The organism is Parashewanella sp. 2210YD4-3, from assembly GCF_056591735.1.
The window spans coordinates 48,293-70,134 of the sequence record NZ_JBWQOG010000007.1 but is presented as its reverse complement, the minus strand read 5'-3'; the positions used below and the strand labels follow the sequence as shown (position 1 = coordinate 70,134).

General features: G+C 40.4%; 18 protein-coding genes. 8 read left to right on the top strand and 10 right to left on the bottom strand.

What is annotated here, in order from left to right; all coding sequences use genetic code 11:
- Positions 1–80 precede the first annotated feature (80 nt).
- The 4 genes from putP (at position 81) to AC1EU0_RS11835 (ending at position 8,961) form a co-directional block, all read left to right on the top strand.
- Positions 81–1,532, top strand: coding sequence for a sodium/proline symporter PutP (gene putP, locus AC1EU0_RS11850; protein WP_480302620.1), 1,452 nt, complete (start codon positions 81–83; stop codon positions 1,530–1,532).
- Between the two features lie 545 nt (positions 1,533–2,077).
- Positions 2,078–3,364: an OmpP1/FadL family transporter gene (locus AC1EU0_RS11845; protein WP_480302619.1), complete on the top strand. Its 1,287-nt coding sequence runs from the start codon at positions 2,078–2,080 to the stop codon at positions 3,362–3,364.
- Positions 3,365–3,540: 176 nt separating this feature from the next.
- A complete protein-coding gene (locus tag AC1EU0_RS11840) occupies positions 3,541–5,277 on the top strand; it encodes a S8 family serine peptidase (RefSeq protein WP_480302618.1) in 1,737 nt (578 codons plus the stop codon).
- A 192-nt stretch (positions 5,278–5,469) separates the two neighbouring features.
- Entirely contained in the window at positions 5,470–8,961 is a 3,492-nt protein-coding gene (locus tag AC1EU0_RS11835) for a hypothetical protein (protein ID WP_480302617.1), read from the top strand.
- Positions 8,962–8,963: 2 nt separating this feature from the next.
- Here the strand turns inward: AC1EU0_RS11835 and AC1EU0_RS11830 are convergent, their stop codons facing one another.
- From AC1EU0_RS11830 to AC1EU0_RS11800, 7 genes are all read right to left on the bottom strand, one after another.
- Positions 8,964–9,266 carry a putative signal transducing protein gene (locus tag AC1EU0_RS11830; protein ID WP_480302615.1) on the bottom strand — a complete coding sequence of 101 codons (303 nt, stop codon included), beginning with the start codon at positions 9,264–9,266 and terminating at the stop codon, positions 8,964–8,966.
- 72 nt (positions 9,267–9,338) lie between these two features.
- The gene (gene secF, locus AC1EU0_RS11825; protein WP_480302613.1) at positions 9,339–10,286 is read right to left on the bottom strand and encodes a protein translocase subunit SecF; all 948 of its coding nucleotides are present in this window, start codon (positions 10,284–10,286) and stop codon (positions 9,339–9,341) included.
- Between the two features lie 13 nt (positions 10,287–10,299).
- The gene (secD, locus tag AC1EU0_RS11820) at positions 10,300–12,147 is read right to left on the bottom strand and encodes a protein translocase subunit SecD (protein ID WP_480302612.1); all 1,848 of its coding nucleotides are present in this window, start codon (positions 12,145–12,147) and stop codon (positions 10,300–10,302) included.
- 15 nt (positions 12,148–12,162) lie between these two features.
- Entirely contained in the window at positions 12,163–12,492 is a 330-nt protein-coding gene (yajC, locus tag AC1EU0_RS11815) for a preprotein translocase subunit YajC (protein WP_480302610.1), read from the bottom strand.
- A gap of 155 nt (positions 12,493–12,647) precedes the next feature.
- Positions 12,648–13,772: a tRNA guanosine(34) transglycosylase Tgt gene (tgt, locus tag AC1EU0_RS11810; RefSeq protein ID WP_480302609.1), complete on the bottom strand. Its 1,125-nt coding sequence runs from the start codon at positions 13,770–13,772 to the stop codon at positions 12,648–12,650.
- A 535-nt stretch (positions 13,773–14,307) separates the two neighbouring features.
- Positions 14,308–15,345 (bottom strand): tRNA preQ1(34) S-adenosylmethionine ribosyltransferase-isomerase QueA, encoded by a 1,038-nt coding sequence (gene queA, locus AC1EU0_RS11805; RefSeq protein ID WP_480302608.1) that lies wholly within the window; start codon positions 15,343–15,345, stop codon positions 14,308–14,310.
- Positions 15,346–15,454: 109 nt separating this feature from the next.
- Complete coding sequence (locus AC1EU0_RS11800) at positions 15,455–15,637, bottom strand: hypothetical protein (protein ID WP_480302606.1); 183 nt, start codon at positions 15,635–15,637, stop codon at positions 15,455–15,457.
- A 216-nt stretch (positions 15,638–15,853) separates the two neighbouring features.
- On the opposite strand from AC1EU0_RS11800, the gene AC1EU0_RS11795 reads away from it, so the two are divergent.
- Positions 15,854–16,381 carry a protein disulfide oxidoreductase gene (locus AC1EU0_RS11795; RefSeq protein WP_480302605.1) on the top strand — a complete coding sequence of 176 codons (528 nt, stop codon included), beginning with the start codon at positions 15,854–15,856 and terminating at the stop codon, positions 16,379–16,381.
- A 51-nt stretch (positions 16,382–16,432) separates the two neighbouring features.
- Here the strand turns inward: AC1EU0_RS11795 and AC1EU0_RS11790 are convergent, their stop codons facing one another.
- Complete coding sequence (locus AC1EU0_RS11790) at positions 16,433–17,917, bottom strand: ankyrin repeat domain-containing protein (protein WP_480302604.1); 1,485 nt, start codon at positions 17,915–17,917, stop codon at positions 16,433–16,435.
- 232 nt (positions 17,918–18,149) lie between these two features.
- Here AC1EU0_RS11790 and AC1EU0_RS11785 point away from each other — a divergent pair, with 232 nt between their 5' ends.
- On the top strand, positions 18,150–18,803 hold the full coding sequence (locus AC1EU0_RS11785) for an RluA family pseudouridine synthase (protein WP_480302602.1): 654 nt from the start codon (positions 18,150–18,152) through the stop codon (positions 18,801–18,803).
- An 8-nt stretch (positions 18,804–18,811) separates the two neighbouring features.
- Positions 18,812–19,480: a glutathione S-transferase family protein gene (locus AC1EU0_RS11780; protein WP_480302600.1), complete on the top strand. Its 669-nt coding sequence runs from the start codon at positions 18,812–18,814 to the stop codon at positions 19,478–19,480.
- A gap of 21 nt (positions 19,481–19,501) precedes the next feature.
- Here AC1EU0_RS11780 and AC1EU0_RS11775 read toward each other — a convergent pair whose 3' ends face one another.
- Together AC1EU0_RS11775 and AC1EU0_RS11770 are read right to left on the bottom strand one after the other, a co-directional pair.
- The gene (locus AC1EU0_RS11775; protein WP_480302599.1) at positions 19,502–20,110 is read right to left on the bottom strand and encodes a glutathione S-transferase family protein; all 609 of its coding nucleotides are present in this window, start codon (positions 20,108–20,110) and stop codon (positions 19,502–19,504) included.
- Positions 20,111–20,121: 11 nt separating this feature from the next.
- Entirely contained in the window at positions 20,122–20,814 is a 693-nt protein-coding gene (locus AC1EU0_RS11770) for a type 1 glutamine amidotransferase domain-containing protein (RefSeq protein ID WP_480302598.1), read from the bottom strand.
- Positions 20,815–20,939: 125 nt separating this feature from the next.
- Here AC1EU0_RS11770 and AC1EU0_RS11765 point away from each other — a divergent pair, with 125 nt between their 5' ends.
- Positions 20,940–21,842 (top strand): LysR family transcriptional regulator, encoded by a 903-nt coding sequence (locus AC1EU0_RS11765; protein ID WP_480302596.1) that lies wholly within the window; start codon positions 20,940–20,942, stop codon positions 21,840–21,842.

Genomic DNA, 21,842 nt, shown 5'->3' with positions numbered 1-21,842 from the left:
AAGAAGATAAGCTGATTTTTCTATAGACTTTCTGTTAGTATTCAAAACAATACAAATAACAATAATGGAAACAGAACACTATGGAAATTAGCCTACCCATAATTATCACATTTAGTGGCTATCTTATTGCCATGCTAGCCATTGGATTTTGGGCCTATAAATCAACAGATAGCCTTGATGATTATATTTTAGGTGGCCGAAAAATGGGGCCTGCCGTTACCGCGTTGAGTGTTGGGGCTTCTGACATGTCCGGCTGGTTATTGCTAGGGCTTCCGGGAGCCGTGTATTTAACAGGGCTAAGTTCTGCTTGGATTGGTATCGGCCTTATTTTTGGTGCTTGGCTTAACTGGCTTTTTGTTGCTAAACGCCTTCGAATTTATACTGAGCAAGCCGATAATGCCTTAACCTTACCGGACTTCTTTGAAAAACGCTTTCACGATAAACAAGGTATATTGAAGCTGATATCAGCAGTTACCATTTTAATTTTCTTCACTTTTTATACCTCATCAGGCATGGTAGGCGGAGCCATTTTATTCCAAAAGGTCTTTGGCCTTGATTACACAATAGCCCTGATAGTAGGTAGTGTGATTATTGTTTCATACACCTTTTTAGGTGGTTTTTTTGCCGTGTGCTGGACTGACTTTGTCCAAGGCTGCTTAATGTTAGTCGCTTTATTACTGGTTCCTACCTTTATCTTTCTCTCACCAGAACATCAACACCAACTCGAAGCACTCGATCCAAGTATGCTAAGCATGTTCAATGATAAAACCACAGTCATTGGTTTACTGTCTCTGTTAGCTTGGGGACTAGGTTACTTTGGACAACCTCATATTTTGTCACGCTTTATGGCAATTAGAGATCATAATGATCTTAAAACCTCTCGCCGCATTAGTATGAGCTGGATGGTTTTATCTTTAATTGGTGCTTTAGGTACAGGTCTAGCAGGAGCTATTTACTTCTCAAGTGAACCATTAGAAAACCCAGAAACCGTGTTTATTCATTTAACCCAAGTTGCCTTTTCCCCTTGGATTGGCGGTCTGCTGGTTGCAGCCATTTTATCAGCCATTATGAGTACCATTGATTCTCAGTTATTGGTTTGCTCAAGTGTGATTACTGAAGATTTCTATAAACGTTGGGTTAAAAAGAAAGCCAGCAGCAAAGAATTAATGTTTATCAGTCGCTTCAGCGTTATTGCAATTTCATTAATTGCTGGATTTATAGCATTAGATCCAAAAAGCAGCGTTCTATCGTTAGTCAGCTACGCTTGGGCTGGATTTGGTGCCGCCTTTGGTCCTGTAGTAGTGCTATCTCTGTTCTGGTCGAAGTACAGCAAACTTGGCGCTATCTGCACTATCATTACGGGTGCCCTTACTGTCATTATCTGGAAACAGCTAACCGGTGGTATTTTCGATTTATATGAAATTTTACCAGGGTTCGCCTTTGCAACTATAGCTGGTGTTATCGCCAGCTATGCAGCACCTGCAAACGAACAAACACATGCCGAATTTAGCGAATTTGAATCTAAGCTATAACTTATTGCCGTTTTCTGAATATGGCGCTTAAAGGGGACTTTAGCGCCATTGTACGAAGATTAATCATAATTAATTCGCATGAGCTTTTTATCTCAATTCGTTTCCTATGTTGAAATTATCTAATTAAATCACTAGGATGAGTTTGTGTGTCAAAAAAGCACATAAACATTTGTGGGGCTGCGAGGGGGAATTTTGAGCAAGAAAACGCCAACCATTACTGGTCAGACTTGCTACAACAAAACCAGCTCCATCATAATATTACGACCTAATACCAATCACACTAATTAAATATGTTCATTAGGGAGCATTAGCGAAGACAAAACAAGTCGCTGTAACGAGTCATAGCCATCGCTATGGCAAGGAACAGCAACGCAGTAATGGCAAAGCTAAGGATTCATTTATAGCATGTTTAATTGGTACGATTGGTATTTTCATAAAAACTAATTACAAAAATCACTATACCGTGGGTGAGAAGTTATCTGTTCCTCACATGTTTTTCAGGCCACAGCCTGAATCCCTACGACATCAGTGCATTGGATAATAATATGACCAACTTAAAAAAATTAAGTTTCGCAATTGCAACCACATTACTTTCTACACAAACTTTTGCCGCAGGCTTTCAAGTAAACGCCCAATCTGCTAATGGTATTGGCCGTGCTTGGTCCGGTGATGCCGCCATTGCAGATAATGCTGCCGTGCTAGCAAGAAACCCTGCAGCCATGTCTATGTTTAAAAAGCGTGCTTTTTCAGGCGGTATTACATACGCTGCAGCAGATGTTGAGGTAAGAGACGTAGCCAAAGATGTAGCCAACCCTGTAAGCTTTGGACACAACGACAGTGCTGCAGAAAATAGAGCTATCCCAAATCTATTCTATGTTCACCCGTATAGCGATAAAATTGCTTTTGGTGCAGGCTTGTTTACCAACTTTGGTACAGGTACTGATAACACCAGCATTTTAAAAGATAATCCAAATCAAGTATTGCCTGTTGATCTATTAGGTAATACCGAAGTAACTACAATCAACTTAAATGGTAGTATTTCATACAAAATCAATGAGCATGTATCTCTTGGTTTCGGGTTAGACATCATTAAAGGCGGCGGTAAATTAAGCCGTAAAGGTCAACTTCCATTTGGTCCTAACGGCCAATTAATTGATGCGAGTCTGGTTAATGTAGACGCCGAAGGTTGGGCGGTAGGCGGTATAGTTGGCGCTTTATTCCAACTTAATGAAAATAATCGCTGGGGTATCAGTTATCGTGTAAGCCCTGAATTCAAAGCCAAAGGTGACTTGGATTTATTCGTTCCTCAAGCAAAAGCCACCGCATCATTTGATGAACTCATTCTTCCACTTCCTAACATCTTTCAAGTGGCTGGTTTCCATCAGCTAAATGATAAGTTTGCTGTACATTACACGGCTAAGTTAACTCAGTGGAGTCGCTTCGATCAAATCTCTCTAGAGGGTGGGAAACTAGGTGGCAACCCAGTTCCTGATCAGCCATTAAAAGTCTATGAATGGAAAGACTCTTGGTTATTATCAGTAGGTGGTACCTACACTATCAATGATAAATGGAAAGTAAGAGCGGGTTACATGTTTGACCAATCAGTTATTGATAAACTTACTTCAATCTCACTGCCTGACTCAGACCGTAATTGGTATACTGCAGGCCTTAGCTACAAGTTAGATCAAAATTCAACCATTGACTTTGGTTATGCCAACGTTCGAGGCAAGTACACTAAAGTAAATGAAATCAGTAAAGTCTTTGGCGCCACTATCGCTTACACAAAAGGTAGCGCTAATTACTTCTCAGTTCAGTACAGCAGAGAGTTCTAATCTCAATCAGTGCTTACTAATTAACCGCAGCTAGTCTGCGGTTTTTTTATGTAAAATCATGAACATGAATAATTGTTAACTTTATTCCATATAGGCAGGTTTGATATATATCTACATATCAATTGGTTATGGACGTGTTCAGCGCATGGAATCTCCGCTAATAATGAGGTTAAACCATGGCATTACCCCACAAATACAAGACCTTGCTATTTTTTCTTTTTTCAGCAATAAGCATAACACCTGCTCTCGCTAATACTTCCTTAACTCCAAAACATATAAACGCTTCATCAAAACAGCCTCATAGATACATCGTAAAATTCAAAGAATATACAAAAACAAACGCTAATACATTGCCCCGTCAACAACTTGCAAAGCAAACTTTCAATCAGTTAAATCTTACATCAGCTACAGCTATCGACAGTCATAATTCATACACGACTCAACTCTCAGATAGCCAACTTCAACAACTTAAAAACAATCCTAATGTTGAATATGTAGAGCCAGACTATCCCAAATATTTGTATTCAGAACAGCTCAACACAACAATAAATAGTACCGTTCCCAAAGCGACGACCAATGTCAACTGGGAACCATTTCTAATTAAAACTAACGATATTTCAGATTCTGATGCCGGTAACCGTACAGTTTGTATTATTGATTCAGGATATGCCATCAATCACCCAGCTTTAATCAGCAATAATGTAGCTGGTAAAGATGTCACAGAATCAGGTAGCTGGGATACACCACACAGCTCCCATGGTTCTCATGTCGCAGGGATCATTGCCGCAATGCAACCCAATTTAGCCGAGGAGGATAAAGGTGTTCGTGGAATCATGCCTAACGGCCAAATCAATATATTTATGGCTAAAGTGGAGAGCGATAGTGGCAGCATTCTTACTTCAGATGTCATCAAAGCAGTTAATCTGTGTAAAGATAATCATGCCAATGTGATTACCATGAGTCTCGGAGGTCCCGAAAAAAGCAAGCTTGAAGAACAAACTTACAAAGCTGCTCAAAAGGCTGGTATTTTAATTTTAGCTGCCGCAGGTAACGCTGGTGATAATTCCAAATCCTACCCTGCTTCTTATCCTGAAGTTATATCCGTAGGATCCGTTGATAGCCAAATGGCGCACTCGGCATTTTCACAATCAAACTCTCAAGTTGAAATTTCCGCTCCGGGAGAAGCCATACTTTCATCCGTCATTCCGGGAGATGGACGATTAGCCGATATTAAAGCTGGCAACCACTCCTATTTTTCAGATGGCGTTGTACCATTAGAGCGTAACATCCCTACCCGTTCTGGCTCTCATATTGTTAAAAACATAAATGGCTCGTTTACAGGTAAGCTTTCAAAATGTCAGGTTATTAAAGGTAAATATGACTGTGGTGATATGACAAACAGTATTTGTTTGATACAGCGACTTAACGATCAGCAACGTACGCCTAGAGCGAAGAATATTGAAGAAATATACCCAGATATAAACCCAGTAATGGCTTGCCAAAATGCTGGTGCGAAAGCTGCTATCGTTTTCAGCAGCAACAAATATTCTGGCCTGCAAAATCCATTTTTGGTTGATGACAAAAGAGCTGTCAAAATCATCGCTGTTTCAATATCAAAAGCAACTGCAACCAAGATGAAGAGTAAAGAAAATCAACAAGTAACGGTAAGCACGCTACCAAAACAAGATTATGCTTATTACAACGGTACTTCTATGGCGACACCGTACGTAGCAGCAGTCAGCGCATTGGTTTGGAGTAAGCACCCTGAATGCTCAGCAACCCAAGTAAGGAGTGCCATTGATCACTCTGCTTCTCACCTCGGCGAATCAGGGCGCAATCCTGAATTCGGTTACGGTCTTATTAATGGTCAAAATCTCGATAAATTTCTCGGGCAGTCTTGCGGGGTGAACTAAAGATTCTCTAGCAATTAACATATATTTAGATTTATTTACAACTGCCTTGCGACAAGATAATGTCGGTGATGATTGCGAAGTAACATTAGATATTAACGAGCAGTCATTGCTGAAGTTACCTACTTTTCGTTATAAAACCCAAAAATTATTGGCGCCAACAGTTCGTCGCTTTTTTGAAGGCAGTAAATCATTATGGCAACAGCTAAAGTCAGCTCAAGCTCTTTACCACAACGTGTTTTTCGTGATGACCGTGTACAGGTTAATGCAACACATGAAAGCCTTAAAAATCCTGTTCAAAAAGCCGAAACTTTCTTTAACCGTTTACTAGTCAAATTTTTTAACCCAATATGCCATACTGAGGCGCGCATAGTATTTCTTGAATTAATTCAAGAATCCAACCCCAAACAAGCAATTTGGTGTTTTCTTAGGTTGCAGCAACTGGCTGACAACAATGCACAATACTTATCATTTGAACCAGCTAATGACCCGAATGACTCAACATCCGTTTCAGATTCATCATCTTCCCATTCTGACCATATGATTAGCTGTGCGCTTCATGTTAAGCCCAACCCACAATTTAAAGGGGAGAAATTCTTTACTGTTAACGCCCAATTTGGTCAAAATTTTCAGGATCAAGTTCAAGAAGTATTTGCAGAGATGGAAGCAAAATTATGCGTATCTAAGTCGTATGATTCCATCCCTAAAGGCTTAAAAATAACAGACCAAACAAAATTAACAACACTGTTAACGGATCTATACAAAGCTACAACTCCTCATGAAGTTTTAAGAGTTTTGCGCAATCTCAATGAAGTCATAGAGCATTTCAAATTTGAAATAATAGTAATTTCTAATTCAGAATCCTCCGGCAAAGCTCAGTGGCAATTGATGGGGCTTGACCATACACCAGGTAAAAAAAGAGTAAATAAATCTTATTTTGAGATACTCCCCTTTATGGATGCTCCGGTTGCAGTATGGAAAAAAGAGCAAGAAGTGTCTAAATTTTTTGCAGACCTGACACAAGCAAGAATCATCTATCCCCATAAACATTCTGATGTCGTTACTATGATCAGGAGCTTTACTTTTACCAGCAACTTACAACATAAATTATTGTTAAAACCGAAGCTGGCAAGAGCGCTTTCTGGGATAGAAGGTGCAAACTTTAGCGTACTCCCTCAACCTTTACTGACAGCTCCAAATGGAAAAACCGTTCAAGATCAACCAATGACGCTTTGCATTGGTGAGTATCAACTTATTTCAGATTATGAAACCGCAAAATTGGCAGAGCAGCATATCCCACAGATGTTTGATTCATCAATCAGTAAAGCTAACTCAACACAACTAACGCAAGAAAACCCAGCAATTGAAGCGGTAGAATCAGCATTAAAAAGCATGCGAATTGCGATTAGAGGTGACAGAGATCTTATAGGGTACCTAGAAACGCTTACTTCACCAGACGAAGACATCTCAATGTTAATAATCGCTAAGGATTCCTTAAATGATTATTTAGGGACCAGAGGTATAAAGCCAGCTTTTACCAGTAGAGTCATTACAAAAGACAACATTCCCCATACGGTATATGAATGCTGTATTGAGGGTGAAATCCCGATTGAGCTAGTTTGTTGTAAAGGAACAGAAGAAGCTCACTTACAACGGATGGAAGAGCAATTACAAGCTGAAAAAGAAAAGGCTCTGCAAGTAACAAAACGCGCACAATTTGTCGATAGCTGCATCAATAAATTGCAAGACGCTGCAATTGTTTTTCATCAATTTTCGCCCAAAGCGGGTCACCCGATGAGCCTTTTGGAAAAAGAAAAAGTTAAAGAACAATGCATTAGGGAGATTAAAGAAAAAGGAGCTATAGCTGAACAAAAAGCATACCAACAAAGATTGGCTAAGCTTGTTGTACGTAACCCAGGAAAACTAACAAACCATGCCTCACAAGCCATAGATGAATTCACTCGGTTACAACATCAATCAATCGCTCGGCTTCGTACTTTGGAAAGTCAAATCGAACTTCCCGCAGTATTTATTTTTCAATCTGATGCAGAAGTTGAAGCAATGTTTGACAACAACGATGGTGCTTTAAGAACGTTATATGATGCGAATGCTAAAGCTGACTTTAAAGCTTTATGCAGCTCAGCCAGTTCAATGGAGCAAAGATTAGAAAGTATAAATAGTATACAAACAGGAAAACAACAATTAACAAAAAAACCCGAAGATATTACAGTTGCACTGACACCCAAGTGTCATATATTGCCCGAAGCTGAAAATAGCCCTGAATGCAAACAACTTTTCATCGTTATCGAAGTCATTGAACATACTTTAGGCTTATGTACGCCTTTATGCATCATACCAGTTTTACCCGATTCAGCTGAGCACTCATGGCTAACGGCCAATCACCCAGAATTAGCACAGCATGCAAAACTTAGTCAAACCGTTGAAAAGATATATAGTGCTCAGCAGCAGCTAGCAAAAATACAATCAGAAATAAAACATATTGAATACACTTTATCTCACCAAGAAGCAGAATTGAAATTAAAACAAAATGCTTGGAAGCTTGCTAATCGCGATCCTATTCGGGCCTCGGAGTTAGCCTTAAAGCAACTTTCTGAATGTTGGCCAACGTACCAACGCCAAATTAAAGAAATAGGAGATTCTCGCTTAACTGTATTACCAATTTGCGAAGAAATAGTCGCTAAAGCAAATCAACGCCATCAAGAGATATTTGCCCCATTAGCAAATTTAAATATTGATAAACTAAAACAAGAAGACTTCCAACAATTAAATAAAATGGCTGAAGAACATTTTAAGCAGCTAAGACAAGTTAGAACATTACGGGTTGCCATACTTAAAAAACAAGGGGTGGACTTTAAACAACAAACAGTACAGTGGATGTCAGTAACCGAGAAAGCGCTACTTGTAAAAATATCACATGTAAAACGACAACTTGATAAGGCTGAACCACAAGGTTCTTCTGATGCTACCTTGAATGCCATTAAAGATTTGTATCTACAATTGATTGTTGCAAAATCAGAAAACAATGAAGTTCCACAAGTTATTGAAGAATTTCAACAATTATTCAATAGTACAATGCAAGAACTACAACAGACACCGAGCATCCTAACAGAAAGTCTTATCTCTCAAATTACAAATGCCAATGATTCAATGCTACCTACGACAAAACTTGAAGTGGGTGAGCGCTTTAAACAATTTAAATTTATGGATCAACTCCTTTCACATATAGAAATACTTCATAGATGTATGGAACTTGGAGAAGATAAGCTAGTTCTTCCTCAGCCTTGGCACAATATAAAACAACTGCACCTACAAATACTGGGAGCAATATTGAGTAAAACACAGGTAATCGATCGACAACGACAAACTTTTGAGCAAGAGGCAAGATTAAGTGAAATAGAGGCAGAGTCACAAACGCAAAAGAAAGCTCAATTAGAAAAAGATGCAAAATATCAAATGCAACAACTAGATCAACTCAAACTTCAAGCCGAAAGTGAAGCCGTTAAACAAAATCAAAGCAATACTGAACAACTTGTTTTACTACGTAAAGAACTAAGCCAAAAAGTGGATAAAGCCATAGGAAGCCAACCTCAGTTTACCCCTAGTCATTTTTACGAACAGCTTGGGCAAGAATACGACCCAATTTTAGCTCCTGCTTATGTTTTATAGAATTAAAGCGATTCAGTACCGCACTGCCAACAAATCTCAAATGTGGCTTCGTTAGGTTCACCGCACTCTCTACAAACCCAAGGTGAGCCTTCTTGCTTAGTTGAGGCTAAGGCTTGTTTAGCGGTATCTAAATCATTTTTTTCAACCCAAAGCTCAACTAAAGCTACATCGGCAGCTAATTCACCCATAGCGCCAAGCAGGGCCTCTCCTCGCACTTCAGCTTCAACACCTTGAGTCTGCAACAAGCCTTTTAGTGCATGTATTACTAAACTATTGTCCTTACATAATAAGTGCATATTCGACATGCAATTCACCTAATAAAAAAGCCACCAAATGGTGGCTTTACAGTATCAAGTTTTTGCTATTGATAAAAGCAGTTAAGGCATCATTGAAGGTTGATCTGCACCTTCTTTTTCAATCTCAACAGGCATCATGTGGTCACGGCTAATACCCAAACGGATAGCCAAGTAACTTGCTACATAAATCGATGAGTAAGTACCAACCATAATACCCATTAGCAACGCTGTTGCGAAACCGTGGATCATGCTACCGCCTTTTAGGAACAAGGCAACAACAGTGATTAAGGTTGTCAACGTCGTGATAATGGTACGGCTCATGGTTTGAGTTATCGACGCATTGACGATATCGCTTGGTGAGCCCTTACGCATTTTAAGGAAGTTCTCACGAATACGGTCATACACAACAATGGTATCGTTAAGTGAGTAACCCACAACCGTTAGTAGACCTGCCAATACGGTCAAGTCGAATTCTAGTTGCAATACTGAGAACACACCAAGGGTTACGATAACGTCGTGCGCCAATGCGGCTACAGAACCCATTGCTAAACGCCACTCAAATCGGAACGACACGTACACAAGAATACAGATTAACGCTACAAGTACCGCTAAACCGCCCTGCTCTGCGAGTTCTTTACCAACCTGTGGACCAACAAACTCAACACGCTTTTGAACTACGTTTTTATCAACCTGACGTGCCGCATCCAATACCAAGCTAACTTGATCGTCACTCTTAACACCTTCTTTAACTTGAAGACGTATAAGAATGTCACGAGTTGAGCCAAAGTTTTGGATAACCGCACCAGATAGACTGTCGTGATCTAAATCAGCACGTAAGCTTTCAAGGTTTGGCGCATGTTCAAACTCAAGCTCAACAACAGTACCACCTGTAAAATCTAATCCCCAGTTAATACCTTTAGTCGCTAAAGATGCAAGCGAACCCAGCACCAATACCATAGACAGAAAACTGATAGGTACAGCATGACGTAAGAAATTGACTGTGCCTTTAAATGATAAAATCTGAAACATAATCAATCTCTCCCTAGATAGACAACTTCTTGATACGCTTGCCGCCCCAAAGAGCGTTCACAATCGCACGAGTACCGACAATAGCGGTAAACATTGAAGTTGCAATACCTATCATAAGCGTTACCGCAAAGCCTTTAACTGCACCAGTACCTATAGCAAACAGGATAAGTGCCGTAATAAAGGTGGTGATGTTTGCATCAGCAATGGTAGAGAATGCGTTGCCATAACCTTCATGAATCGCTTGCTGAACACTGCGACCAGCACGTAACTCTTCACGAATACGCTCGTATATCAGTACGTTACCATCAACTGCCATACCCACAGTCAACACCATCCCCGCAATACCCGGAAGCGTAAGAACAGCACTTAGCATCGACATTACAGCCACAACCATGATGAGGTTAAAGCTCAATGCTAGGTTGGCAATTAAACCAAAGGCACGGTAATAAATCAGCATGAATACCAATACGATAGCCATACCGTAGATCATCGCACTTAGACCATTTTGAATGTTCTCAGCACCTAAGCTCGGACCAATGGTACGTTCTTCAACAATCGAAACAGGCGCAATCAAAGCACCAGCACGAAGAAGCAAAGCTAGCTCTTGTGATTCTGGTTGAGTTAACCCGTTGATAACAAAGTTACGACCTAGACGTTGCTGAATTGTCGCTACGTTAATAACTTCTTCAGTTTTGTCTAGTTTTACACTGCCATCAGGGTTACGTTTACCTTTATCTTTGTACTCGATAAACACGGTAGCCATTGGTTTGCCAACATTTTCTTTCGTTGCATCAGAAAAAATGTTGCCACCCTTAGCATCTAAACTAAGGCTAACTTGTGGGCGAGAATACTCATCATAGCTTGGCTGTGCGTCAGTAATATAGTTACCCGTCAGGATAACCTTTTTCTTAAGCACAACTGGCTCACCGCTGCGGCGATAGTAAAGTACCGAACCGGCTGGAACATGACCTCTTACCGCACGACCGACATCAGCATTTTGGTCTACCATATGAAGTTCAATAGACGCCGTTGCACCAAGAATTTCTTTAGCACGAGCTGTATCTTGAACACCCGGTAGCTCAACGATAATGCGATCCGCACCTTGACGTTGTACCACAGGCTCAGCAACACCTAGCTGGTTAACACGATTACGAATCGTGGTCATGTTTTGAGAAACCGCATCATTCTTAACTTGTTTGATGTATTCCTCGCTCATAACCGCGAGTAGCATTGGCTGACTATCTTTCGATACATCAGTAAATACCATTTCGTTATTCGTGCGTTTTAGTTGGAATTCAGCTTTAGAGAGGGCTTCTTCGTTGCGGAATTTGATTTCAATGCCACGAGACTTGATTTTGATACCAGAGTAACGAATGCGCTCTTTACGAAGTTGGCTTCGGAAATCAGCCACTTTGGCTTCTTCCATCTTGCGAATCGCTTCGCTCATATCCACTTCCATTAAGAAGTGAACACCACCACGCAAATCCAAACCAAGCTTCATTGGTGCACCGCCTAAATCGGCCAACCAATCAGGGGTTGCAGGAGCAAGGTTTAACGCTACGGTATATTTGTCGCCAAGTTGGCTAGAAATGAGTTCTTTGGCTTTCAGCTGATCGTCGGCATGAGCCAAACGAAACAGTAATTGATCATTGGCAAGCTCAGATTTTTTAACATCAATACCGTTTTCAGTCAGTAAGTCATTAAGTTGAGTTTGCGTAGATACATTTACTTCAGCAAAACGGCTACCCGCCACTTGAACGGCTGGGTCTTCACCAAAGATATTAGGTAAAGCATAAAAGCCCCCGATGATGAGCATTAACACCACCATCAGGTTCTTCCAAATTGGATACTTGTTTAACACGTTAAGCCTCCAGGCCTACAGCGATTCGATCGAGCCTTTTGGCAATACTGCTGTAATGTAGTCCTTTTTAATAGTGATTTGAGTAGACTCATTCAGATCAAGTAGAACGTAGTCATTTTCATCACTGATTTTGGCAATCTTACCTAGCACGCCACCATTAGTAAGTACTTCATCACCTTTAGAGATCGAAGACATTAGGTTTTTGTGCTCTTTTACACGCTTGTTTTGTGGACGGAAAATCATGAAGTAGAAGATCAAGCCAAAAACAACCAGCATGAATACTAATTCCATGGTTCCACCTTGAGCGCCAGGAGCTCCTGCTGCATATGCATTTGAAATAAACATAGTTCTCTCTTTTAGTTATTAAATTAGTTTCTAAAATAATAGGTTGCCTATCTTTTGTCATACCTGCGCAGGCAGGTATCTAGTGACTTTAATTTTCAGCATAAAGACACTGGGCTCCTGCTTTCGCAGGAGCGACGATAGAGCTCTATTTAATCTCAGTCTTTCAGCTCAGGGACTTCACGGCCCAAGCCTGTATAGAACTCGTGAACGAAGTCATCTAATGTACCCGCATCAATTGCATCACGCAAACCTTCCATTAACATTTGATAGTAACGTAGGTTGTGAATGGTGTTTAAACGAGCACCTAGGATTTCTCCACACTTATCTAAATGATATAGATATGCCCTAGAATAATTTTTACAAGTGTAACAGTCACATTTTTCATCTAATGGCGACGTATCTTCACGATGTTTAGCGTTTCTTATCTTAATTACACCCGTGCTGGTGAATAAGTGACCGTTACGCGCATTACGGGTTGGCATTACGCAATCAAACATATCCACACCGCGACGAACCCCTTCGACCAAATCTTCTGGCTTACCAACGCCCATTAGGTAACGTGGCTTATCTTCAGGGATTTGCGGACAAACATGCTCAAGAATGCGGTGCATATCTGGCTTTGGCTCACCAACGGCTAGACCACCAATCGCATAACCATCAAAACCAATGTCTACTAAGCCTTTTAGTGACTCGTCACGTAGATCTTCGTAAACGCTGCCTTGAATAATACCAAATAGGTTATTTGGATTTTCTAGACGGTCAAACTCGTCACGTGAACGCTGCGCCCAACGCAGAGACATCTGCATCGATTTACGTGCTTCATCATGAGTTGCAGGATATGGCGTACATTCGTCAAAAATCATTACTACATCAGAGCCCAATGAATATTGGATTTGCATCGATTTTTCAGCATCCATAAAAATTTTGCTGCCATCGATTGGCGAACGGAAATGAACGCCCTCTTCAGTGATTTTACGAATATCACCCAAACTGAATACTTGGAAACCGCCTGAATCGGTAAGAATTGGTCGCTGCCAGTTCATAAAATCATGCAAGTCACCATGCTTACGCATGATTTCTTCACCCGGACGAAGCCATAAGTGGAAAGTGTTACCTAAAAGAATATCGGCACCTGTTGCACGCACTTCTTCAGGTGTCATCCCTTTAACTGTACCGTAAGTACCTACAGGCATGAACGCTGGTGTTTCAACAGTTCCACGTTCAAACTTCAAACGACCGCGACGTGCGCGACCAACTGTTTTATCTAATTCAAATTTCATTATTACCTCTTGCCAGAAAAACAGTCTGGCGGTTTTGATTTGATAATTGCTTTCTCAATTATCTTGAATACATTAGCTATTAATCAAACTTTGATTAATAACTTGGGCTGTCAGCCCAAACCCGACCAAAGGGAGGCTCTACAGCAAGCCTCCCTTTGGAAACCCTCTTGCCGTCCCACAAAGTTGAGCGTTTCAGCTCTTTTTGAATAAATGCCTAACGTCTCTGATGGTACATCCATGTACCTCAGAGACTAACCCGACGTCCATGTCGGGTTTACGTCATTTTTATTCAAACGAGCTTCAACAACTTTGAAGGGAATATCCTCTATCTTCGCATCAAGGCTCTTGGGCAATCAAAGCAGGATTCCAACAAGTAGGAGCTATAGTCTGATAAAACAACCGTCCGTGACAGGATGTCACGGTCGTCAGCACATGGCCGTTCTCGCACATCCATGTGCTTCACGGCATTCAGGCGTCCTGCCTATCAGATGTGCGCTTCTGTTGGCGTTCACACTATAGCTCCTTCATAGCTGACTTATTTAATTTTTCTCGTAATAAACATCGCATCGCCATAGCTAAAGAAGCGGTATTTTTCTTCAATTGCGTGTTGGTATGCGTTCATTACCGGTTGTTTACCCGCAAAGGCGCTGATCAACATGATTAATGTTGATTCTGGTAAATGAAAGTTGGTGACCATAGCATCAACCACAGAGAACTCATATCCCGGAAAGATGAAAATGTCGGTATCCGCACTAAATGGTGCAATTTCACCGCCATTAGCTTTCGCCGCACTTTCTAGTGAACGTACTGAAGTCGTACCCACAGCGATTACTCGCTTGCCCGCGGCTTTGGTTTGTTTGATTTGCTCAACAACATCAGCTGGTACATTCGCCCACTCTGAATGCATCACATGATCTTCAATATCATCAACACGCACTGGCTGGAAGGTTCCTGCGCCAACATGCAAAGTTACAAATGCTGTGTTTACACCTTTGGCTTTTAGTTTTGCGAGAGTTTCATCATCGAAATGCAAACCAGCGGTAGGCGCTGCAACGGCACCCGGATTTTCATTGTAAACGGTTTGATAGCGTTCTTTGTCGGAATCTTCATCTGGTCTATCAATATATGGAGGAAGCGGCATATGACCAACCTCTTCCAATACCTCTAAGATCGTTCGGTCAGATAAAAGCTCTAGCTCAAATAAAGCATCGTGCCTTGCCAGCATTTTCATTTGATAGTCGTTATCCAAATGAATGATGGCATCTACTTTTGGCGATTTGGAACTGCGGACATGCGCTAAAATGCGTTTGTCATCTAACAAACGCTCAACCAAGATTTCTAGCTTGCCACCTGTAGCCTTTTGACCAAACAAACGCGCAGGAATAACTCGAGTATTGTTAAATACCATCAAGTCACCCGCTTCGATAAAGTCAATCAGATCGGTAAAGCACTTATCGTGTACTTCACCTGAATTACCATCTAAGGTAAGCAACCTTGAAGCCGTACGCTCTTTGGTTGGATAACGAGCAATAAGCTCATCAGGAAGATCAAATGAAAAATCAGCTACACGCATCAAACAGCCTCTATAAAGCCAAGCCAAATAAGGGCGCGTATTATACGCTAACTGTGGTTAGAACTGAAACATCTACAGAAAATTTACATTAAGAAAAGAGAGTGTTCTGCTATTTTTTCTTACATTGATCGTAGGGCTTTTGAATGTGATCGCGAAAGTTAGGGTTCACGTTTAATTGAGAGTAGTCAAAAGGAGCAAGCTTGATTTCTTCAATGGGGATCTCAACGTACATTTTTATACGCTCAGGCTGCTTTTCTTTCTTTTTAAAAAGGCCTTTAAACCAATCGAACATGTTAGAATTCCATTTTTACTTTATTATTATAAGGTTACTGATACAGCCTAAATCAGTATATTTTCATGAGCGCTATAATACCTTTACATTACAATATTGCAACAACTTGTTTCAATCTGAATAGACAGATGAATACCAATAACAGTAATTGGTATAATTTTGAAATAGGAACTCAATGAAGTTGGTCTTATAAGAAAAAGGCATGGTACATTTTTTATGAAGTTTACACGCATTCCATTTATCTCCGCTAGCTTCAGTTCATTCTCTTGGAAAAAAGCCATTCGTGATGTTGTCTTACTCTCAGCCATAGTTTTGGGAGTCAGTTACTACTTACATTCAGATATGGCTTCTGGTGAAGCGCCTTTGTTATCAGGCTTTACTACACAAGGACAAACCATTTCATTGCCTCACAAACCTAAAGAGCCAACACTTGTTTATTTTTGGGGTACTTGGTGCGGTTACTGCTCATTCACGTCACCTATGGTTGAAAGTGTTTCCAAAGATCACCCTGTTATTTCAGTTGCAATCGCATCTGGTAATAACAATGAAATCAACCAATATTTACAAGAAAAAGGGTTAACATTTCCTGCTATTAATGACTCCTCAAGTCACATCAGCAACAGCTGGGGTGTATCAGGTGTCCCTGCTATTTTCATTATTGATAGCCAAGGCAACATAGCAGCAAAAACCACAGGTCCTACATCCGAATGGGGACTTAGGCTTAGATTATGGTGGGCAAAATAATAAATAAAAAGCCCTAACCTATTTATAGGGCTCAGTTAGTTTCATAATCACTTACAGATCATCATCTGTAAGAAGTGTAGGATTAAGTCCTGAAGAATGCTGATATAAAGTACCTTTATTATCATTTCCTAGACGTTCCTTTATTTGTTTATTAAGTAATCCAAACGTCTTCTTATTGTGCTTTAATTCTCTTTCGTCCTGCTTTTTTCGAGCAGCTTCTTCAGCTTCAGCTAATGCTAGAGCGTTTTTACGAGCTTTCTCAGCTTCAGCTTCAGCTTTAGCTGCTTCTCTTTTAGCTTTAGCTTCTGCTTCAGCTTTGGCTGCTGCTCTTTTAGCTTTAGCTTCTGCTTCAGCTTTATCTGCTGCTCTTTTAGCTTCAGCCTCTTCTCGGGCTTTAGCTTCTTCAGCTTTAGCTTTTTCTATAGCTTCTAGTTTGGCCTGTTTTTCGGCTTCTATATCAGCTTGAACTTTATCTATAACTTCTTCGCCATAACCTTCGAAATCTTTTTCAACTCCACCCACCACACCTACTTGTACCTCAGGCGCAAGCTCAGGCGGTTTCGCAAATAACACCTCTATTTTTCTACCGTTTGCGGTTGGTTTAATAAAGCTCCTTATCTGGGAATCATAAAATCTGCCTGGAATTATAAAATTTGGGCTTGCCCGATACCTGTATAGCAGGCGACACATCTCAATGTCATCATTACACACTGCCAAATACAGAGGTAATGTGGTTGGCAGTTCATTTCTATTTGCCTCAGCACCTCCACTTAACAGAGCTTTCGCCATATCAATATTGCGATTTCGACTAGCAAGACTAAGTGGGGTATGACCATCCTTAGTAATTACGCTGTTTATGGCTTCCAATCTTACCTTTAAGTCTCTATCAAAATCTTCATATACAGCATACATCATGCAGCTTATACCAACATTCAGCATCTGCTCCACGACTGCGGTCTTATTTAAACGGCAGGCAAGAGAAAATGCGGAATCACCATTTTTGTTTTTAACAAAGGGATTCGCATTATGCAGCTGTATCATTTCTAGCAAAAGTTCATCTGATATTTTTTCACCTTTTAATGCAGCCGTTAACGCAGTATCCCCATGCTTATTTCTCCATGCTAAATTAACGCCTTTTTCAAGAAATGTGCGTAGTTGTGCATGATCACCAAGAGAAGCTGATTCAATCGCCTCGGCACTCAGTTGATAATTGTCTGTGATGGCATCGACAAGCTCTTTAACCCATTCGTTTCCTTCTTCATTCAACGTGAGCGCAGCCACTAACTGCTGTTGAGGGTCATCTTTACTATGAAATTCATAAATTTTCCCAGCTTCAGATACTCTACATATATATTCAGCTGTTTTTGGAGGTTCATATTCTAAATAGTCCTCGGAGACTTTCGCCTCAGACTCAAAGGTTACAATAAAGTCCCTTCCATCAGTATCATGTATTCTGGTAAGCGTATGCGTGTTTAAGTTATCAGCTTTTATTATAACTCTTTCCAATGGTCTAGTTTGACTTGAAGCAACTGCCATAACGGACTCCAAAAATATTTATAAACTCAATTAGCTAAATGTTAGACCAGTTGAATGCTGAATATCTCATACATTGAAAACCTTTAATCTATTGATAATCTTTAAAAAATAATTGCCCCAAACATCAAAACAAATTGACATATACAATTGAAAATGAAACAGATATTGCTATAACTGGTTTTTACACTCAAGATTCAATAAACTGCGCACGATTCAACTTTAGAGAAGCTGTATGAAACTTTTCACCTACCAACCACCAACCGTTCCTTGGTTGGATATTCGCTATCAAGATAATGATACAGTTGTGATTAATAAGCCTTCAGGCTTACTGTCAAACCCTGGGAAAGCGCCCCATACCTTTGATAGTGCGATTACTCGTTTACAGCAGCTTTTTCCGAGTGCGATTTTGGTTCATCGCCTAGATTGTGATACTTCTGGGGTTATGGTATTTGCTCTAACGAAACAGGCTGAGTCACATTTAAAAACTCAATTTCAGAATAAAACCACTGAAAAAGAATATATTGCTGAAATTATGGGCAAACTGGTTAAAAAGTCTGGTGTGATTGATGCTAAGTTAGCAGCAGATAAAAACAATCCGCCATATCAAAAAGTGAGTAAAGACGGAAAAACAGCGGTTACTCACTATGAAATTTTATCAGAACAAGAAAGGTCTTCTTTGATTAGGCTCAAGCCAGAAACTGGACGAACCCACCAGCTGAGAGTTCATATGCTGGCGATAGGACACCCAATTCTGGGCGATGCATTTTATGCTGACGATAAGGCAAAATCTGAAAGAAATCGTTTAAGTCTGCACGCTCAACGATTAACCTTCTTGCACCCGACATCCAAGCACGTTATGAGTTTTTACAGTAAACATCCATTTTAGGAGCTTACATGATTGATCTATACACAGCTGCAACACCAAATGGTTTTAAAATATCTATTGCTTTAGAAGAGATGGGCTTAGATTATCAAGTACATCATCTTGATTTAATGGCTAACGAGCAAAAGCAGCCTGAGTTTTTAGCCATTAATCCAAATGGACGGATCCCAGCCATTATTGATCGAGACAATGATAACTTCGCCGTTTTTGAATCAGGTGCGATTTTGATTTATTTGGCTGAAAAAACGGGAAAGTTTTATCCTAAAGCTCCTAAAAAGCGCTCCCAAGTATTACAGTGGTTGATGTTTCAAATGGGTGGAGTGGGCCCAATGATGGGACAAGCCAATGTCTTTTATCGCTATTTTCCTGAAAAGATTCCTGCTGCTATTGAACGATACCAAAATGAAGGACGACGTTTATTTGAAGTAATGAACAGCCAACTTGCTAATAATCAATATTTAGCGGGTGATGAATATACCATTGCAGATATGGCAACATGGCCTTGGGTTCGTATTCATGAGTGGAGTGGTGTCGATATGCAAGGGTTAAATCATCTTCAACGTTGGTTAGATGAGTTGGCACAACGCCCTGCTTGTCAAAAAGGGATTGTGACTCCTCCGCCATCAGAGCTTTCAGATGAAGAACGTGCCAAGCAAATCCAAAAGATGGTAACTAAATAGTTACCATCTTTTTAGCTCTGCCTACCCTGCTTGAAGCGCTTTAATATAAGCAGGTCGATTTTGAACTTTTTCTAAATAAGCAAGTGTCTGTGGCTTTTCTCTTAAAAGCCCGATTTGCTTGGCCACTTTTAAAACAAAGGTCATCATGATGTCTGCTGCAGTAAAATCATTACCTGCAAAATAAGGTGATGCTTTTAATGTCTCTTCAATATAAGAAAAATCTAACGCCACTTCTTTGGCAATATACCCGTCCATAGGTTGATTACCATCTCGCGTTTCCATTTGCATAAATAGTGTCGAAATTACAGGTAAACTCAACGAGCCTTCTGCAAAATGTAACCACTCTAAATAGCGATAATATTCACAAAATCCAGCTGCAGGACGAAGCATATCATCAGTATCCTTATCAAGGATGTACTCCATAATAGCCCCTGACTCACAAAGTGTGATTTCACCATCTACAATAACTGGAGCTTTTGCTAGAGGGTGGACTTTACGCAAACTTTCTGGCGCTAGTCGAGTGTTTGGGTCACGTTGATGCTGCACAAGTTCGTAAGGCATGTTAAGTTCTTCTAATAGCCAAATGACCCGACTTGAACGTGATTCATTAAGATGATGAACAGTAATCATGTTGTCACCTTTTATTGAGAAATATGCTTGATAAGTTTGCTGGCCACCAGTTCAGAACTTGCGGGATTCTGACCTGTTATCAATAGGCCATCTTGTACCGCTAATGGGTGCCAATCGTCTACTTTCTGAAAGTCTCCACCACGCTTAATCAGTTCATCTTCTAAAAGAAAAGGCACGACTTCTGTTAACTGAACCGCTTCTTCCTCAGTATTGGTAAACCCTGATATAGCCTTGCCTGCAACCACAAACTCTGCCGAGCCATTTTTTACATTTAATAATGCTGCTGTGGCATGGCATACGGCTGCAACTGGCTTATCTGTTGCTAGAAACTGCTCAATCAAACCAATAGAAACTGGGTTATCTGTTAAATCCCATAATGGACCGTGACCACCTGGGAAAAATACAGCATCGAAACCTTCTGCTTTTACTTCATCCAACTTTAGTGTATTAGCCACCGCTTGTTTAGCATCGGCATCTTTATCAAACCGACGTGTTGAGTCTGTTTGAAAATCCTCTAATTCACTTTTCGGATCAATGGGTGCTTGCCCACCTTTTGGAGAAGCTAAGACCACTTCAAAACCGGCATCAACAAATTGGTAATAGGGTGCAGCAAACTCCTCAATCCAAAAGCCTGTTTTCTCACCAGTGTTGCCTAATTCGGAATGAGAAGTCAGAACCATCAACATGCGTTTTGTATTCGCCATAAATCTTTACCCTTGCTTTGTTCACATAATTTGATGTTTGTAAGTCTATACCAACTCATTCGATTGGATAATGCAGAGTTATTGAGTTACTTTGTATCAAAAATTAATACAATAATCGTTGTGCTATGAAGGTTTCATTTGAACAGTTAAAAAGCATGGTGGTTTTTGCTCAAGTAGTTGAGCAAGGCACACTAAGCGCCGCGGCTAGACAGCTTGGGCTTTCCAGAGCGGTGGTGAGTTACCATATCAAAAAATTAGAAGCACATTTAGGGTTGAAATTGCTCAATCGTTCAACACGAACGATTTCCCTTACAGATGCAGGAAATGAATACTACCAACACTGCCATATCATTTCGGCTCAAGCTTCTAGCGCTAATCAGCATATGGAGAATCTAAAGCAAAACCCTGTTGGTCTTTTAAAACTTACCTGCCCTGTCAATATTGGATTAGAAGTCATCGTCCCAGCATTAAACAAGTTTAAAAGCCTTTATCCAAAAATCGAGCTAGACGTCAGGCTCTCTGATGAAGTAGAAAATATCATCAAAGACGGTTTTGATTTAGCAATTAGAGGTGCCCCTTTGGCTGACTCAGGTCTGCAAGCCACTAAATTATCAACCTTACCCACTTGCTTGTGTGGCTCACCAGAATATCTAGAACAATTCGGCATACCTAAACACCCTACCGAATTGAATCAGCATCAATGGGTAATGTATAACCTTAGCTCTGCAACGTTAGAAATGGTTAAAGGTAGCCGCTCATATAGCATTCAAATGCGAGGAACCATCAAGACTAACAATGCATCAGCCAGAACCGCTTTTGTTGAAGGTGGACACGGGCTGGCAAAAATACCGATTTATGATGCAAAAACCAAGATAGCAAATGGAACATTAATTCCGATTATGGAAGACTTTAATTTTAAGCCTATTCAAATTTATGGGGTATTCCCACCAGGAAATACAAACTCTAAGAAATTAAGGTTACTAATCGATTTTTTAAAAGCCTATTTCTGTGAAAATGTGTCTGATTAG

Coding starts and splice junctions, on each gene's coding strand:
- AC1EU0_RS11770 (WP_480302598.1), bottom strand. CDS start 20,814: ATGGCGAATACAAAACGCATGTTGATGGTTCTGACTTCTCATTCCGAA.
- yajC (WP_480302610.1), bottom strand. CDS start 12,492: ATGTTTATTTCAAATGCATATGCAGCAGGAGCTCCTGGCGCTCAAGGT.
- AC1EU0_RS11765 (WP_480302596.1), top strand. CDS start 20,940: ATGAAGGTTTCATTTGAACAGTTAAAAAGCATGGTGGTTTTTGCTCAA.
- AC1EU0_RS11780 (WP_480302600.1), top strand. CDS start 18,812: ATGATTGATCTATACACAGCTGCAACACCAAATGGTTTTAAAATATCT.
- AC1EU0_RS11835 (WP_480302617.1), top strand. CDS start 5,470: ATGGCAACAGCTAAAGTCAGCTCAAGCTCTTTACCACAACGTGTTTTT.
- tgt (WP_480302609.1), bottom strand. CDS start 13,772: ATGAAATTTGAATTAGATAAAACAGTTGGTCGCGCACGTCGCGGTCGT.
- AC1EU0_RS11790 (WP_480302604.1), bottom strand. CDS start 17,917: ATGGCAGTTGCTTCAAGTCAAACTAGACCATTGGAAAGAGTTATAATA.
- putP (WP_480302620.1), top strand. CDS start 81: ATGGAAATTAGCCTACCCATAATTATCACATTTAGTGGCTATCTTATT.
- AC1EU0_RS11785 (WP_480302602.1), top strand. CDS start 18,150: ATGAAACTTTTCACCTACCAACCACCAACCGTTCCTTGGTTGGATATT.
- queA (WP_480302608.1), bottom strand. CDS start 15,345: ATGCGTGTAGCTGATTTTTCATTTGATCTTCCTGATGAGCTTATTGCT.
- AC1EU0_RS11775 (WP_480302599.1), bottom strand. CDS start 20,110: ATGATTACTGTTCATCATCTTAATGAATCACGTTCAAGTCGGGTCATT.
- AC1EU0_RS11800 (WP_480302606.1), bottom strand. CDS start 15,637: ATGTTCGATTGGTTTAAAGGCCTTTTTAAAAAGAAAGAAAAGCAGCCT.
- AC1EU0_RS11845 (WP_480302619.1), top strand. CDS start 2,078: ATGACCAACTTAAAAAAATTAAGTTTCGCAATTGCAACCACATTACTT.
- secF (WP_480302613.1), bottom strand. CDS start 10,286: ATGTTTCAGATTTTATCATTTAAAGGCACAGTCAATTTCTTACGTCAT.
- AC1EU0_RS11795 (WP_480302605.1), top strand. CDS start 15,854: ATGAAGTTTACACGCATTCCATTTATCTCCGCTAGCTTCAGTTCATTC.
- AC1EU0_RS11840 (WP_480302618.1), top strand. CDS start 3,541: ATGGCATTACCCCACAAATACAAGACCTTGCTATTTTTTCTTTTTTCA.
- AC1EU0_RS11830 (WP_480302615.1), bottom strand. CDS start 9,266: ATGTCGAATATGCACTTATTATGTAAGGACAATAGTTTAGTAATACAT.